Genomic DNA, 16,854 nt, shown 5'->3' with positions numbered 1-16,854 from the left:
TTACAGCTTCGGTTGTACGTAATTGAAAATACTGGAAAAGTCTTCACGACCATGGCCCTGCTGCGACCAGCTAAAGTATAAATTGCGAGTCAAAGCGCCCATTGGTGTTGCTGCACCGCTGTTCAGCGCTGCTTGCTGCGCCAAGCCCAGATCCTTAGTCATTAAATCAACCATAAAGCCACCTTGGTAGCCATTGCTTGATGGTACGTTTTCCATCACGTCAGGGCATGGATTGTAGACTTCTAAGGTCCAGTTGCGGCCTGAGCTTTGCAACATAATGTCCGACAACACTTTCGGATCTAATCCGTTAGCACGGCCTAATTGAAGTGCTTCCGCCGTTCCTGCCATCAACACCGACAGCAACATGTTGTTGCAGATCTTCGCAATCTGTCCCGCACCAACATCACCCGCACGAAACACATTTTTGCCCATCGCATCTAATACCTGACGGGCTTTATCCACATTGGCCTCTGCGCCACCGCAGATAAAGGTTAAGGTTCCGGCTTTCGAACCAGCGACCCCACCAGACACTGGCGCATCAATAAAGGCCACATTAATGTCTTGCAACGATGCCGCAACAAACTGTGCAGTCTCTGCCGCAATGGTGCTGCAATCGATCACCAAGGTATCCGTTGACAATGCTTCACGCAGCGCCTGATCTTTCACATACACCGACTCAACATGCTGCCCGGCAGGTAACATAGAAACCACGAACTCAGCGCCTGCTGCCGCTGCAGCCGCGCTATCGGCGGTGCCACAACCGGCTTCTTTGGCTTGCGCCAAGGCGTTTTCAGAGAGATCAAAAACCGTCACTGAATGGCCTGCTTTAACAAGGTTGGCCGCCATTGGCCCGCCCATGTTACCTAGCCCAATAAATCCTACTTTCGCCATGCTAAATCTCCTAGATTATTTTCCTAAGTTCGCAAGGGGATGTGGTTGCTCACCCCATGGCGGTTGAAAGAATGCATCAATACTCTCGGCCGGCACATCAGCGACCGTGCCATACTGCCATGCAGGCTTGCGATCTTTGTCGATCAACAAGGCCCTAATACCCTCAGCAAAGTCGCCTTTTACCGCGCAGTTTGTCGACAACGTTAGCTCTAACCGAAAACAATCAGCCAAGGATAAATCGCTCCCTAACTGCAACTGATTCCAAACGATGTGCGCCGTGGTTGGGCAACCATGCTGCAAATTTTTACGCGCTTTTGCCAGCCAATCGTTTTCCCTATCGTCGTTAACGATATTGTTAACCACGGTCGCTATATCATCCGCGGTCGTTAACTGGCTGATGTGTGCTTGCAAAGGCTCAACCTGAGGTGCCGGCGCTTGGGTTGCATCTTGCTTAACCATCGCCGTTATCGTGTCGGTCACTTTCTGATGATTAATTCGTGCAGTATCACCCCAACTCACTTGGGTTAACGCATCCAATAGTGCCTGCTTCTTGTCGGCACCTAAAAAATGGTCTGCCAAATTGAGATAACGCGCATCGGCAGCATTCATGTGCGCCCCGGTTAAGCCGAGGAATAGCCCGCAGCCCGCAGGCATCTGATTAAGAAAGTAGGTCGCCCCCACATCTGGGTATAAGCCGATAGTAATTTCCGGCATCGCCAGCAATGAGCGTTCGGTCACAATCCGGTGGCTGCCACCGTTCATCAGTCCCATACCGCCGCCCATGACAATCCCGTGACCCCAAACGACTAAGGGTTTGGGGAAGGTTTGTAGGGCGTAGTCCAATTCGTATTCTAAGGTAAAGAAGTCACGGACTTCGTCGACCAGAACACCCGGTTTTGCCTTCATTGCGTTGTACATGGCTACGATGTCGCCGCCCGCACAAAAGGCTTTTTCTCCAGCCCCCTGAAGCCATACACAGCTAATGCCGTCATCGTTCGCCCAAGCTTGCAGCTTGGGCAACATTTTCTCGGCCATCGGCAAGCTTAGGGCGTTTAACGATTTCTCTGAGTTTAAGGTGATGACGCCAATGCGGTAATCACCTGCGGCGAGTTCATCAAATAACACCACTTCGCTCATTATGCCCCCTTAGAGGATCTCGCGGTCGATGTCAGCCAACAAACGGCGACCAACAATGAGACGCATGATTTCGTTCGTACCTTCTAGAATTTGGTGAACACGCACATCACGTACGTGACGTTCTAGAGGATATTCGCGGATATAGCCATAACCGCCGTGCAACTGCAGGGCTTGGTTACAGACTTCGAAACCGACATCTGTGGCGAAGCGTTTAGCCATCGCACAGTAGGTGGTTTTGTCTGCATCATTGTTATCCACTTTGAACGCCGCCAAACGTACCATTTGACGCGCCGCAACCAGTTCGGTTGCCATATCGGCTAATTTGAACTGTAGCGCCTGAAATTGGGCAATCGGCTTACCAAATTGTTCGCGTTCCTGCATGTATGCCTTAGCGGTATTTAACGCTGCTTGCGCGGTACCGACAGAACACACTGCAATGTTAATCCGACCGCCATCTAGCCCCATCATTGCAAACTTAAAGCCTTCGCCCTCTTCGCCCAGCAAGTTGGCCGCAGGAATGCGCACGTCCTCAAAGGTAACTAGGCGCGTCGGCTGAGCATTCCAGCCCATCTTGTCTTCTTTTTTACCGTAGCTAATGCCCTCGGCATCAGCCGGCACCACAAACGCGGAAACGCCTTTAGGACCGGCTTCGCCAGTACGTGCCATCACTACCAACACATCGGTTGAACCGGCACCCGAGATAAACATTTTCGAACCATTCAAGACATAGCTATCGCCGTCTCTTTTGGCACTGGTGCGCAAGTTTGCCGCGTCGGAACCTGCGCCAGGTTCGGTAAGGCAATACGAGCCTAACTTTTCGCCGGTTACCAGTTCCGGTATCCACTGTTCACTGACTTCTGGTTTGGCAAATGAACCAATCATCCAAGTAACCATGTTGTGGATGGTCATCATCGCAGTGGTCGCCGTACATCCCATCGCTAACTGCTCAAAAATTAACGCTGAGTCTAACCGGCTCATACCAAAACCACCGGCTGATTCTGGGGTATACATGCCCATAAAGCCCATTTCACCGGCCTTACGAAATACCTCAATCGGGAAGTGGGCTTCTTCATCCCACTTCGCTGCATACGGTGCCATCTCTTTTTCCGCGAACGCACGCGCGGTATCAACAAAGGCCTGTTGGTCTTCAGTTAAGTTAAAATCCATACCAAGGTCTCCTACTCTAGCGTGCTTACTTCAAATGGATCGACATGTTTGGACCAGTAGCGTCGATGTCACTCTCGAACCAACGCGCGGTAACGGTTTTTGTTTCTGTGTAAAAACGCACCGCTTGCTTGCCGTAGGCGTGCAAGTCACCGAAGAACGAGTTCTTCCAACCTGTGAACGAGAAGAACGGCAATGGCACCGGAATTGGGATGTTAATACCCACTTGTCCCACTTCAACTTCGTGCTGGTATTTGCGCGCTGCAGCGCCATTAGCGGTGAAGATAGACGTCCCGTTACCGAATGGGTTGGCGTTTACCAACGCCAAGGCTTCGTCCAGTGACTCAACTTCGGTTGCACACAATACTGGACCAAAAATTTCGGTTTTGTAGATTTCCATGTCTGGCTTGACCCCAGCAAAGAATGTTGGGCCGACCCAATTTCCATTGGGTAAACCGTCTACTTCGCAGCCGCGACCGTCAACCAATAACTGCGCACCCTCTTGCTCACCTTGGCTAATCAACTTTTCTACGCGCTTTTTCGCCTGCGGACTAATTAATGGGCCGTATGAAGCGCCTTCATCGTTCCACGCACCTGGGCGCACTTGTTTCAGAGCTTCTGCTAATTCAGGGATCCATTCTTTTGCCTTGCCCACGAAGACCGCTACAGAGATCGCCATACAACGCTGGCCTGCAGCACCAACAGAAGCACCCACCAAATTGTTGATCACTTGCTGTTTGTTCGCATCCGGCATGATCACACAGTGGTTTTTCGCACCAGCAAATGCTTGAACACGCTTCATGTTTTCGGTACCGCGACGATAAATGTATTGCGCTACTGGCACTGAACCGACAAACGATAAGGCCCGAACTTCTGGATGATCAAGCAAGAAGTCCACTTGATCTTTGCCACCGTGCAATACTTGCAGAACGCCTTTTGGCGCGCCAGCTTCAACGAACAGTTCAGCAAGCCGTGTTGGCGTCAGAGGATCTTGCTCTGAAGGTTTTAAGATAAAGGTGTTACCACAAGCGATCGCCAGCGGGAACATCCACAATGGAATCATTGCAGGGAAGTTGAATGGGGTAATACCTGCGCAAATCCCCATCGGCTGAGTATAGCTGTAGGAATCGATCTTACGCGCCACGTTTTCGACGGTCTCCCCCATCAGCAACGAAGGGATATTGGCAGCGTGTTCAACCACCTCAATACCCCGCCAAACGTCACCCTTGGCATCTTCGAAGGTTTTGCCGGTTTCTTGTGCAAGGGTTTCAGCGATCTCGTCGTGATGTTCTTTCAACAACGCTTGGTAACGCATCATCACCCGCGCACGCTCAGATACTGGCACTTCTTTCCAGGTTTGGAATGCTTCACGGGCGCTCGCTACGGCGGCGTCCATTTCACTTTGGGTAGCACACGGCGCTTCAGCAATCACTTCTTGCGTTGCTGGGTTGGTCACTGGAATCCAATTTGAAGTCGACGATGCAACAAATTCACCATCGATTAATAAAGGCACTTTTTTTGACATAACTCACCTTCTTACTGTCTAAATTCAGTGGCACGCATTGTCGTGTCCACGTTAGTGTTTTTTAATGGTTGGCATTAAAGCAAACCACTGAGCAAAAGAACATTCACAAAATTGACGAAATGATGGATAATATTGTCATTATTTACCCAATCATCTCGGTTTTATGTCACAACCCTCAAGCTGGCCATTAACCACTGATAGCCAACGTGTGGTGTTACCCCGCTCACTGTTGCAACAGTTACAGCGGCATCCGTTGAGTCAGCGACTTTATCCGTTGTCATACGGTTACTACCACCACGCTGACCAACATGCAATTACGCGCAATGCGCATTCCGACTATTTGCTGATTTACTGCGTTCAAGGCCAAGGCATCTGTGCAACCGAAAACCAGCAATGGCACATTTCCGCACAACAAGTAGTACTGTTACCGCGTGCGGTGAAACACCGCTACTGGTCTTCTAAACACGATCCATGGAGCATCTACTGGAGCCATTTCGACGGTACGGACGCTCAACACTTCATGGACTTTATTGGTCATAATGACCAAGCAGCGGTGATTCATCCTGGGCAGCCGCAAGAACTCCATATGGCGTTTGGCGAACTACTTAACGTGCATCCATCACCTTGGCGATTACCACAGGCACTGTTGATGTGCCAATGGCTACGTCACGTGCTGACCCTTTGCGGTGAGCAGCAGCTTGCGCCACAACAGCGCCAGCAATTACCGCTAGAAGCTATTCAGCAATATATGCAACAAAACCTGCACCGCACTATTACGCTCAATGAACTAGCAGCGCTATGCACCATGGACAAATTCCAATTCAGTAAAAAATTTCGCCGTGCAACGGGATTAACACCGCTGAAATTTTTTACTCAACTGCGGATTCGTCAAGCATGTCAAGAACTTGACCAGACCACTGCGTCGATTAAGCAAGTGGCGGCAAAATTGGGCTTTGACGACCCCTACTATTTTTCCCGACTGTTTAAAAATGTTATGGGAATTAGCCCTAAACATTACCGTATGCATCCACGCCAACAGGAGCCATAAAATCCATGCCGCTACTTATTGCCATTACACTGCTCTGGGCGTTTAGCTTTTCCTTGATTGGTGAGTACCTTGTTGGCCACGTTGATGGTTATTTAGTGGTACTGATTCGCATGCTACTCGCGGCCGCCACGTTATTGCCCTTTACTCGTTGGCGACAACTCATTCGCCAGCCCCGTACCAGTGCTGCCTTGGTAGCCATCGGTGCAATCCAAATCGGCGTTATGTACATACTGCTCTATCAAGCCTTTCTGTACCTGTCGGTTGCCGAAGTTTTACTTTTTACGATCTTTACCCCGATCTATATCACTATCATCGATGAGCTTTGCTTGAATCGCCGCCACTTACCCTTGAGTTGGTGGCTTGCAGCGTCACTAGCAGTACTTGGTGCAGCGATTCTGCGCTATCAGCCATTATCCAGTGATTTCGTCAGTGGTTTCCTGTTAATTCAAGGTGCGAACTTTTGTTTCGCTGCCGGCCAAGTTGCATACAAACGCCTACCGCTTGGCTCTAACCTGCAACAACGACAGCAATTCCTCGCCTTCTTTGTTGGCGCCATTATAGTATCTGGCATCGGTGCGCTGCTATTTGGTAACTGGCAACAAACACCGCACTCTGCTGTACAATGGGGTATCCTGCTGTGGCTTGGCATTGTTGCCTCGGGATTGGGCTACTTAGGCTGGAATATTGCCACCAAATGGGTCAATACCGGCCAGCTAGCCACCATGAATAATGCCCTTATCCCAGCAGGCATTTTGGTCAACATGGTATTTTGGCGCCATCCACAACCATGGGGTCGGTTCTTTCTTGGTAGCGTCATTATTATTGCCGCAGTATGGCTTGCGGGACGCGTAAGACGCCTCTCGCAAGCCTAACCCAGTGCGCCCTACAGCATCTCAACCGCAACCGCAACCGCTTCGCCACCGCCAATGCACAGTGAGGTTACCCCGCGTTTTTCACCGCGTTGCTTCAGTGCGTGCAACAAGGTCACTAGCAGGCGCGCGCCGCTTGCACCAATGGGGTGACCCAGTGCACAAGCACCACCATGGACATTCACTTTATTTTCATCCAACTGCATTTGCTTAATGGCCAGCATAGTCACCATCGCGAACGCTTCGTTAATTTCCCAAGCGTCGACGTCTTCTTTATTCCAACCAATGTTGTTCAGCAGCTTGGTCATTGCGCCAATCGGTGCCACAGTAAACTCTGATGGCTTTTGCGAATGAGTGCTATGCCCCACCACCCGAGCCAATGGCTTTAAGCCACGCTTTTCGGCTTCGGCTTCGGTCATTAGAATCAGCGCCGCTGCACCATCAGAAATTGAACTGGAATTCGCAGCAGTAATCGTCCCATCTTTCGCGAATGCAGGGCGTAACGAAGGAATTTTATCGATTCGCGCTTTACTTGGCTGTTCATCAGTATCTACCGTGACATCCCCTTTACGGGTAGAATAAGTGACACTTGAAATTTCATTTTTAAACCAGCCCTTTGCAATCGCATTCTGCGCTTTCTGCAGTGACTTGATGGCAAACTCATCCATCTCCTCGCGACCCAAGTTGTACTCGTCGGCGGTTGCCTGCGCGTAACAACCCATCGCCTTACCTTCGTAGGCATCTTCAAGACCGTCTAACATCATGTGATCAAGCACTTTTCCATGACCCATACGGTATCCACTGCGGGCTTTCTCAAGTAAATACGGTGCATTCGACATGCTTTCCATACCACCCGCAACGACAATTTCTGCAGAGCCCGCTTTAATAAGATCGTGAGCAAACATCGCGGCTTTCAACCCTGAGCCGCACACCTTATTAATCGTAGTAGCGCCCGTCCCCTCAGGTAGTCCTGCATATAGCATGGCTTGACGCGCCGGCGCCTGACCGAGACCAGCAGGCAGTACATTGCCCATGATCACTTCATTAATATCCGTCGCGGCTAAACCACTTTGTTGGATAGCGGCAGCGATGGCGTTAGCTCCCAAATTTGGCGCACTGACATCACTTAAGCTGCCTTGGAAACCGCCCATTGGGGTTCGGCTGGCCGCCACAATTACAATATTATCCGCTGCCATAACTACTTCCTCCGAATTTGGCACTGATAGCAGTGCAACGCTGCGTTCGGCAATTGCGCTTTACATTAGCTGACCGAACTTTGTGGTTAGGGTTGCACTTTACGTTAACGTAAACTTCCTCTAAGCTTAGATCCCTCTGGGTCCGAAATGCAAGTCGTAACCATGAACAAAATCACCTACTCCATTGGCGAATTGGCAAGGGAGTTTGACATTACTACGCGCAGCATTCGTTTTTACGAAGACGAAGGCCTACTCGCACCGAAGCGGCAGGGACAAACCCGGGTTTACACCAACAAAGACCGAGTGCGATTGAAACTGATTTTACGCGGTAAAAGGTTGGGCTTTTCGCTCGCCGAAACGCGTCGCTTGTTCGATCTCTACGATACCGAGGATAGCAGTGCTTCTCAGCTACATACGGTTTTAGACCTGATTGCCGAGAAAAAGCTTTCGCTCAAGCAACAAATGGAAGATATCAACGTTCTGCTCACCGAGTTGGGTGGCTTAGAAATTCGCTGTCGCGAAGAGCTCCAGCATGTTGAACAGAAGCAACAACGTAAAAAGTCTCTAGGAGTACCGAAATGATCAGCCAGTTCAAAACCTTCAATTTTGGTTTAGGTGAAACCGCGGACATGATCCGCGAGCAAGTGAATGCCTTTGCGCGCGACGAGATTGCCCCTCGCGCCGCCGAGATTGACGAATCCAATACCTTCCCCAGTGATTTATGGCGCAAGTTGGGAGATATGGGATTACTGGGTTTGACCGTAGACGAAGAGTACGGCGGTTCAGGTTTAGGCTACTTGGAACACGTTGTGGCGATGGAAGAAATCAGCCGCGCCTCGGCGTCAGTTGGGTTGAGCTATGGCGCGCATTCAAATTTATGCGTGAACCAGATCTCTCGTAACGGTAACGCTGAACAAAAAGCCAAATATCTTCCAAAACTCTGTACTGGAGAGCACGTTGGCGCATTGGCAATGAGTGAACCAAACGCCGGTTCTGACGTGGTGAGTATGAAGTTACGCGCCGACAAAGACGGCGACCACTACGTATTAAACGGTAATAAAATGTGGATCACTAATGGCCCAGACGCCAATGTATTTGTTATTTACGCGAAAACCGACCCAGAGAAAAACTCCCGCGGTATTACCGCATTTATTGTTGAAAAAGATACCCCAGGGTTCAGCCAGGCACAGAAACTCGACAAACTAGGCATGCGTGGCTCAAACACTTGTGAGCTGGTATTTGAAGATGTGCGTGTGCCTGAGGAAAACATTCTGGGCCAGTTGAACGAAGGTGTTGCGGTACTCATGAGTGGTCTCGATTACGAACGGGCAGTATTGGCAGCCGGTCCGCTGGGAATTATGCAAGCATGCCTCGATGTGTGTGTTCCCTACATCCATGACCGTACGCAGTTCGGCAAGAAAATTGGTGAATTCCAGTTAGTGCAAGGCAAACTCGCAGACATGTATACCCGCACTAATGCAGCGCGCGCTTATGTTTATGCCGTTGCACAATCGTGTGACCGCGGCGAAACCACGCGCAAAGATGCGGCTGGCGCTATTCTATACGCTGCAGAGCTAGCAACCCAATTAGCCCTAGATGCCATTCAATTGCTAGGTGGCAACGGTTATATTAACGAGTACCCTACCGGTCGTTTACTGCGCGATGCTAAATTGTATGAAATTGGCGCGGGAACCTCAGAAATTCGGCGGATGCTAATTGGTCGTGAATTATTCACCGAAGCCAAGTAATTCAACAGCAATAAGGAGCGCTAGCGGTGCCAGTGTTATCCAGTAAAGTGAATAGCAAAGACGCACAGTTTCAGGAGAATTATGCGTCTATGCAGGAGGTCGTCGACGACCTCAATGCCAAAGTTGAACAAATTAAGCTCGGTGGCGGGCCGAAATACCAAGAACGCCATCTTTCGCGAGGCAAGTTGTTACCTCGTGAGCGGATTGAAAAGCTGCTCGATGCCGGCTCGGCGTTTTTAGAGATTGGCCAGTTTGCCGCTTGGGATTGTTATGATGATTATGTTCCTGCCGCTGGTGTGGTTGCGGGCATTGGTCGTGTCGAGGGCGTTGAGTGTATGATCATCGCTAACGACGCGACCGTTAAAGGTGGAACCTATTATCCGTTGACGGTGAAAAAGCATTTGCGCGCGCAGGAAATTGCGGAGCGCTGCCATTTACCGTGCATTTATTTGGTCGACTCGGGCGGCGCTAACCTGCCACGCCAAGATGAGGTGTTCCCTGACCGCGATCATTTCGGGCGAATTTTCTTTAACCAAGCCAATATGTCGGCAAAAGGCATTCCTCAAATCGCGGTTGTCATGGGCTTATGCACCGCGGGGGGCGCTTATGTCCCAGCGATGGCAGACGAAAGTGTGATCGTCAAAGAACAAGGCACAATTTTCTTGGCCGGACCGCCATTAGTCAAAGCCGCAACCGGTGAAGAAGTCAGTGCGGAAGAGCTGGGTGGCGCCGATGTGCATACCAAAATTTCAGGGGTAGCCGACCATTACGCAATGAACGACGAGCACGCTCTAGCCTTAGCAAGACGTTCTGTCGCACGGCTAAACCGTCCGCAACCGACGCAGTTGGATCAGCGTCCAGCAAAACCGCCACGCTACGATAGCAAAGAGTTGTATGGCATCGTTGGCACCGATCTGCGCAAGCCCTACGACGTGCATGAAGTGATTGCACGCATTGTTGACGATTCAGATTTCGATGAATTCAAAGCAAATTACGGTAACACCTTGGTGACTGGCTTCGCCCGTATTCACGGTTACCCAGTGGGTATTGTCGCCAACAACGGCATCCTCTTTTCAGAGTCTGCACAAAAAGGCGCACACTTTATTGAGCTGTGCGCACAGCGCAAAATTCCTCTGGTGTTTTTGCAAAACATTACCGGTTTTATGGTCGGCAAAAAATACGAAGCCGAGGGCATTGCTAAACATGGCGCTAAGATGGTGATGGCGGTGAGTTGTGCCAAGGTTCCGAAATTTACCGTACTAATTGGCGGTAGTTATGGTGCTGGCAACTATGGCATGTGCGGTCGTGCATACGACCCAACCATGATGTTCATGTGGCCCAATGCACGGATTTCGGTAATGGGCGGTGAGCAAGCCGCTGGCGTTATGGCGCAAGTCACCAAAGATAACCTTGCCCGAAAAGGCGAAGACTTCAGCGCCGAGCAAGAACAACAATTGAAGCAGCCAATCATTGACCAATATGAAAAGCAGGGCCATCCCTATTACGCCTCAGGTCGGCTTTGGGACGATGGCATTATTGACCCTGCACAAACGCGAGACGTGCTGGGACTGAGTATCGCCGCTTCATTAAATGCGCCAATTGAAGACAGCCGCTTCGGCGTCTTCCGCATGTAGTTTGGGAGGTCTCATGACGGCTTTAACGGATTACCAAGTTGATGCTCGGGGTGTTGCTTCAATTACGCTGAACCGACCAGAAAAGCATAATGCCTTTGATGACACGATGATCGCTGAATTGATTGATCATCTGCATCAAGCTCAAGACGACAACCAAGTTCGTGTGCTGGTGCTAAAATCCCGCGGCAAGAACTTCTCTGCAGGTGCGGATTTAGCCTGGATGCGCTCCATGGCTGATAAAAATTACGACGAGAATATCGCTGACTCGCAGCAACTGAGCAAATTAATGGCAGACCTGAACGATTTCAGTAAGCCCACCATCGCTCTGGTACAAGGTGCCGCGTTTGGCGGCGCTGTGGGCTTAGCGGCCTGCTGCGATATCGTTTTAGCGCAGGAAAATACCAGTTTTTGCCTCAGCGAGGTAAAAATTGGTCTCATTCCCGCAGTCATTAGTCCTTATGTGATAGCAGCAATCGGGGCGCGCCAAGCGCGTCGCTACATGTTAACCGCCGAGCGCTTCTTTGCTGAACAAGCATTGCAAGTCGGCCTAGTGCACCAAATTTGTGACGATTTTGACGCCGCCTTAGAACGCCTGTTAGATGCACTATTAAACAATTCGCCCGCCGCTTTAGACGCTTGCAAGCAACTGATTGCAGAGGTCTCGGCGCAACCATTAGGTGAACCGCTGCGGAATCTCACGATAGAGCGTATTGCGGCCATCCGAGTGTCGGAAGAGGGGCAAGAGGGCTTAACAGCGTTTTTAGATAAGCGCCCTGCTCGTTGGACCCAGCCTAAGAACCATTAAGGAACGCGAGATGTTCGATAAAATACTCATTGCTAACCGTGGCGAGATCGCATGTCGTATCATAGCTACGGCGAAAAAAATCGGCGTTCGCACAGTTGCTGTGTACTCCGATGCAGACCAATACGCACGTCACGTAAAAATGGCCGATGAAGCCGTTCATATAGGACCGGCGCAAAGTAGTGAAAGTTACTTACGTAGCGACAAAATTCTTGCTGCCGCAAAACTGACTGGCGCGCAAGCAATTCATCCCGGCTACGGCTTCTTATCGGAAAATGAAGATTTTGCCGATGCCTGCCAGCAAGCTGGCATCGTGTTTATCGGTCCGCCGGTGAGCGCGATTGCGGCGATGGGTTCAAAAAGTGCGGCCAAGGCGATTATGGAAGATGCTGGCGTCCCTTTGGTACCTGGCTATCATGGCAGCGAACAAAGCCCCGACGTATTGCAACACGAAGCACAGCGGGTCGGTTTTCCACTGTTACTTAAAGCGGCTTATGGCGGCGGTGGTAAAGGCATGCGTGTGGTCGAGTCAGCCGCCGACTTTGATGAGGCGCTACAATCGGCTAAGCGCGAAGCCAAGTCAGCATTTGGTAACGACAAAGTGTTATTTGAACGCTTTATTCGTAACCCCCGCCATGTTGAAATTCAGGTATTCTGTGATGAGCATGGAAACGCGGTCTACCTCGCTGAACGTGACTGCTCTGTCCAACGCCGCCATCAGAAAGTTTTAGAAGAAGCGCCAGCCCCAGCATTAACCGAAAAAACGCGTTTAGCCATGGGCGAAGCGGCGGTAAAAGCTGCACAAGCCATCGACTATGTTGGCGCCGGTACCGTCGAATTTCTGTATGACCAAAGCGGCGAATTCTATTTCATGGAAATGAATACACGCTTACAGGTTGAGCATCCGGTAACCGAAATGGTCACCGGTCAGGACCTTGTTGAGTGGCAACTGATGGTCGCTGCTGGGCAACCATTACCGCTCTCACAGGATCAAGTGATGGTGACAGGCCACGCCTTCGAAGCGCGTATTTATGCAGAATCCCCGGACAATGATTTCTTACCCAGCACCGGTGTTGTCGAACATCTGCGTACGCCAACTGAAGTAGATGGGGTACGAATCGATACCGGCATTGAACAAGGCGACGAGATTTCGACCTTTTATGACCCAATGATTGCCAAATTAATTGTTTGGGATATCGACCGCGACCGCGCGTTACTAAAATTGCAGCGTGCGTTGCGCGAATATCGCATCGATGGGCTAACCACAAATGTAGAGTTTTTGCGCCGCTTGGCAGCAAACAAGGCGTTTAAACAGCTCGATCTGACCACGGAGTTCATTGACCAGCACCACGATCAGCTGTTCGCCACTGATACAGTCGATTTGAACACCGCCGCAGTGGCAGCAACGTTGTGGGATGTATTACAACAACAACCACAAACCGTTGACTCGCCGTGGCAGCGCGCCGACGGCTTCCGGCTTAACCAAGCCAGCGGCTATCGATTGCAGCTACAGCACGACGAAGAGATGCTCGATATCACGCTGCAGCGTGATGGCGATAGCTTTGTTCAGCATCACAATGACAACAGTATACGTTGGCAAGCGACTGCACAGGACGACTGCTTAACCCTCACCGCAGATGGCCATAGACAGTTGGCCTATATTGCTGAACATGACAATGGCCTCAGTGTGATGCTTGAATCGGGTCGCGTGAGTTTTCAGCGGCACCGAGTCGCCGACACGCTAGAGCAAGACGGTCCAGCGGGCGAATTAGTCGCGCCCATGAATGGAACCATTCTTGAAGTATTGGTCGCTGCTGGGGATAGCGTCGAAAAAGATCAAGCGCTGGTGATCATGGAAGCGATGAAGATGGAATACACCATTCGCGCGCCTCATGCGGGATCGGTAACGCAAGTGTTCTATCAAGCCGGAGAGTTGGTCAGTGACGGTGCAGAATTGCTTATTGTCGAGCAAGAGGAGTCGTAATGACACTACCTACTCAGGTCAAGATTGTTGAAGTGGGCCCGCGAGATGGACTGCAAAATGAGGTCGCTGTGCCAACAGCAGCCAAAATTGCGTTGATTAACCAGCTTTCTGAAACCGGATTAAGCGTGATTGAAAGTGCCAGCTTCGTTAGCCCTAAATGGGTACCACAAATGGCTGATAGTAGCGAGGTGATGGCGCAGATCAGTCGGCGTGCAGGTATCACCTATTCAGCATTAACACCCAACCTTAAGGGGTATGAACTTGCGCGCCAAGTAAATACCGACGAAGTTGCGGTGTTTGGCGCGGCGTCCGAAGCCTTCACCCAAAAAAATATTAATTGCTCTATCGACGAGTCGCTGCAACGCTTTGCGCCAGTGCTTGAACAGGCTAAAGCCGATGGCGTTAGCGTCCGTGGCTACGTTTCATGTGTGCTGGGCTGTCCGTACCAAGGCGACGTGCCTTTGGCAGACGTGGTAAAAGTGGCCAAAGCATTATACCAAATGGGTTGTTACGAAATATCGCTGGGCGATACCATTGGCGTGGGAACGCCCCTTGCCGCGCAAAAAATGCTAACCGCCGTAGCAGAACATATTCCTATGGCGAATCTGGCATTACATTTTCACAATACCTACGGCCAAGCATTAGCCAATATCAGCGCCTGTTTACCTCTTGGGGTAAGTATTATTGATAGCGCAGTGGCTGGCTTGGGCGGTTGCCCCTACGCCAAAGGCGCAAGCGGTAATGTCGCCAGCGAAGATGTGGTGTACATGCTGCAGGGAATGGGTATTGAGTGCGGCGTCGATCTGACTAAACTGGCTGCGGCAGGACGGGAGATCTGTCAGCATCTTGGCCACGGTCCGCGCTCACAAGTCGCGCTCGCACTGCAAGCAAAAGAGGACAATTAACATGCAACAGGAACCAATGTGGCGCCCCTCAGCAGAGGCGATTGCCAATGCTCGAATGACCGACTTTTTGCAGCAAATGAATCAACGCCATGAATTGAGTTTGGCAAATTATCACGATTTGTACCGTTGGTCGGTAGAACAGCACGAACAATTCTGGTCAGAAGTCTGGGATTACTTTGATGTGGTCGGCGACAAAGGCGCAAGTGTCGTTACTGATAAAGAAAAAATGCCTGGCGCGAAGTGGTTTCCGCAAGCATCTCTCAACTTCGCTGAGAACCTATTGCGCTATCAAGATGACCGCTTAGCTCTGATTTTTCGTGGTGAAGATGGTCAGCGCCAACAACTCACTTATGCAGAACTCTACCAGCAGGTGGCGGCCTTAGCGGCCAGCTTTAAAAAGCTCGGCGTTAGCAAGGGCGACCGGGTGGCGGGAATGATGCCGAATTGCATCGAAACCATCATTACCATGCTCGCCACCACCAGCCTGGGGGCCATTTGGTCTTCCTGTTCGCCAGATTTTGGCGTCCAAGGCGTGTTAGATCGTTTTGGCCAAATTGCGCCGAAGGTGTTGATTACGGTGGACGGCTATTTCTACAACGGCAAGAACCTCAATATCAAACAAAAGACCGCGGATATTGTTGCCAAAATCGATTCCCTAGAACAGGTGGTTGTGGTGAATTTCAGCGACCAAAGCGACACCATTAGCGGCACTGATGTGGCGACATGGGATGCATTCTTAGACCATTCGGCAAGCGACCTTGAGTTCGTTCGTTGTGACTTTAATGATCCGCTCTACATCATGTTCAGTTCCGGCACCACTGGGGTACCAAAGTGTATTGTCCACGGTATTGGCGGCACCTTGCTGCAGCACATGAAAGAACATGGCTTACATACTGATTTAGACCGTGATGACAGATTATTTTACTTCACTACCTGCGGTTGGATGATGTGGAACTGGCTTGTCTCGGGGCTCGCCATCGGCGCCACTCTGGTGTTATTTGATGGCTCTCCGTTTGCGCCTAAGCCAGAAGTGCTCTGGGATATGGTTGACGACGAAGGTATCAGCGTCTTTGGTACCTCAGCGAAGTATTTATCGGCACTAGAAAAAGCCCACGTTAAACCACGCGAGAGTCATAAATTGAAAAGCTTGCGGGCAATTCTAACAACCGGCTCGGTGCTACCCCCTGAGAGTTTCGACTACGTTTATCGGGATATTAAAGCGGATCTGTGCTTGTCATCGATTTCCGGTGGCACCGATATTGTTTCTTGTTTCGCACTAGGCTGCCCTATTCTGCCGGTATACCGGGGCGAGCTGCAATGTCGTGGTTTAGGCTTGGCGGTGAACGTTTTCGATGATAATGGTCAGCCATTACTAGAACAAAAAGGCGAATTGGTTTGCGAAAAATCTTTTCCGAGTATGCCAATTGGCTTCTGGAACGACCCAGATGGTAAACGCTATCATAATGCTTACTTTGATCGGTTTACTAACACCTGGGCGCACGGTGACTACGCTGAACTGACTCGCCACGGCGGAGTCATTATTTACGGCCGTTCAGACGCGGTATTGAATCCCGGTGGCGTTCGCATTGGTACAGCAGAAATTTATCGCCAAGTCGAAAAAGTTGACGACGTACTGGAAAGCATCGCAGTGGGGCAAAAATGGCAAGACGATGAGCGCGTAGTATTGTTTGTTCGCTTACGCGAGGGGATTACGCTGAACGATGATCTCATTGCCACCATTAAGCAGACGATTCGCGCCAATGCCACACCACGCCATGTGCCCGCGGTTATTGCGCAGGTTGACGATATTCCGCGCACGGTTAGCGGTAAAATCGTTGAACTCGCGGTTCGCAATGTTGTGCATGGTGAACCAGTGAAAAACACCGATGCCTTGGCAAACCCGGAAGCGTTGGAACAGTTCCGTGACCGTGCCGAACTGCAATAACTGGCG

Annotated in this window: 14 protein-coding genes; 9 read left to right on the top strand and 5 right to left on the bottom strand. The window is 50.7% G+C overall.

What is annotated here, in order from left to right; translation table 11 throughout:
• Genes mmsB through CWI84_RS05590 form a run of 4 tightly spaced genes read right to left on the bottom strand, consistent with a single transcriptional unit; the run spans position 1 to position 4,717 of the window.
• Complete coding sequence (gene mmsB / locus CWI84_RS05605) at positions 1 to 891, bottom strand: 3-hydroxyisobutyrate dehydrogenase (RefSeq protein ID WP_126841594.1); 891 nt, start codon at positions 889 to 891, stop codon at positions 1 to 3.
• 15 nt (positions 892 to 906) lie between these two features.
• Positions 907 to 2,028: an enoyl-CoA hydratase/isomerase family protein gene (locus CWI84_RS05600; RefSeq protein ID WP_126841593.1), complete on the bottom strand. Its 1,122-nt coding sequence runs from the start codon at positions 2,026 to 2,028 to the stop codon at positions 907 to 909.
• Between the two features lie 9 nt (positions 2,029 to 2,037).
• A complete protein-coding gene (locus CWI84_RS05595; protein ID WP_126841592.1) occupies positions 2,038 to 3,195 on the bottom strand; it encodes an acyl-CoA dehydrogenase family protein in 1,158 nt (385 codons plus the stop codon).
• A gap of 25 nt (positions 3,196 to 3,220) precedes the next feature.
• Entirely contained in the window at positions 3,221 to 4,717 is a 1,497-nt protein-coding gene (locus tag CWI84_RS05590) for a CoA-acylating methylmalonate-semialdehyde dehydrogenase (RefSeq protein WP_126841591.1), read from the bottom strand.
• 163 nt (positions 4,718 to 4,880) lie between these two features.
• Here CWI84_RS05590 and CWI84_RS05585 point away from each other — a divergent pair, with 163 nt between their 5' ends.
• Together CWI84_RS05585 and CWI84_RS05580 are read left to right on the top strand one after the other, a co-directional pair.
• Positions 4,881 to 5,765 (top strand): AraC family transcriptional regulator, encoded by an 885-nt coding sequence (locus tag CWI84_RS05585; protein WP_126841590.1) that lies wholly within the window; start codon positions 4,881 to 4,883, stop codon positions 5,763 to 5,765.
• A gap of 5 nt (positions 5,766 to 5,770) precedes the next feature.
• Complete coding sequence (locus CWI84_RS05580) at positions 5,771 to 6,637, top strand: EamA family transporter (RefSeq protein ID WP_126841589.1); 867 nt, start codon at positions 5,771 to 5,773, stop codon at positions 6,635 to 6,637.
• Positions 6,638 to 6,648: 11 nt separating this feature from the next.
• Here the strand turns inward: CWI84_RS05580 and CWI84_RS05575 are convergent, their stop codons facing one another.
• Positions 6,649 to 7,830 (bottom strand): acetyl-CoA C-acyltransferase, encoded by a 1,182-nt coding sequence (locus CWI84_RS05575; RefSeq protein ID WP_126841588.1) that lies wholly within the window; start codon positions 7,828 to 7,830, stop codon positions 6,649 to 6,651.
• Between the two features lie 147 nt (positions 7,831 to 7,977).
• Between CWI84_RS05575 and CWI84_RS05570 the strand changes: the two genes are divergently transcribed.
• The 7 genes from CWI84_RS05570 to CWI84_RS05540 are packed head-to-tail and all read left to right on the top strand — an operon-like array spanning position 7,978 to position 16,848.
• The gene (locus CWI84_RS05570; protein ID WP_241968736.1) at positions 7,978 to 8,412 is read left to right on the top strand and encodes a MerR family transcriptional regulator; all 435 of its coding nucleotides are present in this window, start codon (positions 7,978 to 7,980) and stop codon (positions 8,410 to 8,412) included.
• Positions 8,409 to 9,578, top strand: coding sequence for an isovaleryl-CoA dehydrogenase (locus CWI84_RS05565; protein WP_126841587.1), 1,170 nt, complete (start codon positions 8,409 to 8,411; stop codon positions 9,576 to 9,578). The genes CWI84_RS05570 and CWI84_RS05565 overlap by 4 nt, the downstream gene beginning before the upstream one ends.
• Before the next feature lie 26 nt (positions 9,579 to 9,604).
• A complete protein-coding gene (locus CWI84_RS05560; protein WP_126841586.1) occupies positions 9,605 to 11,212 on the top strand; it encodes a carboxyl transferase domain-containing protein in 1,608 nt (535 codons plus the stop codon).
• Positions 11,213 to 11,225: 13 nt separating this feature from the next.
• On the top strand, positions 11,226 to 12,017 hold the full coding sequence (locus CWI84_RS05555) for an enoyl-CoA hydratase-related protein (protein ID WP_126841585.1): 792 nt from the start codon (positions 11,226 to 11,228) through the stop codon (positions 12,015 to 12,017).
• A 10-nt stretch (positions 12,018 to 12,027) separates the two neighbouring features.
• Positions 12,028 to 13,998 carry an acetyl/propionyl/methylcrotonyl-CoA carboxylase subunit alpha gene (locus CWI84_RS05550; RefSeq protein WP_126841584.1) on the top strand — a complete coding sequence of 657 codons (1,971 nt, stop codon included), beginning with the start codon at positions 12,028 to 12,030 and terminating at the stop codon, positions 13,996 to 13,998.
• Positions 13,998 to 14,903: a hydroxymethylglutaryl-CoA lyase gene (locus CWI84_RS05545; protein ID WP_126841583.1), complete on the top strand. Its 906-nt coding sequence runs from the start codon at positions 13,998 to 14,000 to the stop codon at positions 14,901 to 14,903. The genes CWI84_RS05550 and CWI84_RS05545 overlap by 1 nt, the downstream gene beginning before the upstream one ends.
• Position 14,904: 1 nt before the next feature.
• Positions 14,905 to 16,848, top strand: a complete 1,944-nt coding sequence (locus tag CWI84_RS05540; protein WP_126841582.1) for an acetoacetate--CoA ligase — start codon at positions 14,905 to 14,907, stop codon at positions 16,846 to 16,848.
• Positions 16,849 to 16,854 lie beyond the last annotated feature (6 nt).

Source organism: Idiomarina tyrosinivorans (assembly GCF_003987475.1).
Taxonomy (GTDB): Bacteria; Pseudomonadota; Gammaproteobacteria; order Enterobacterales; family Alteromonadaceae; genus Idiomarina; species Idiomarina tyrosinivorans.
This window is presented reverse-complemented; position numbering and strand designations above follow the sequence as displayed.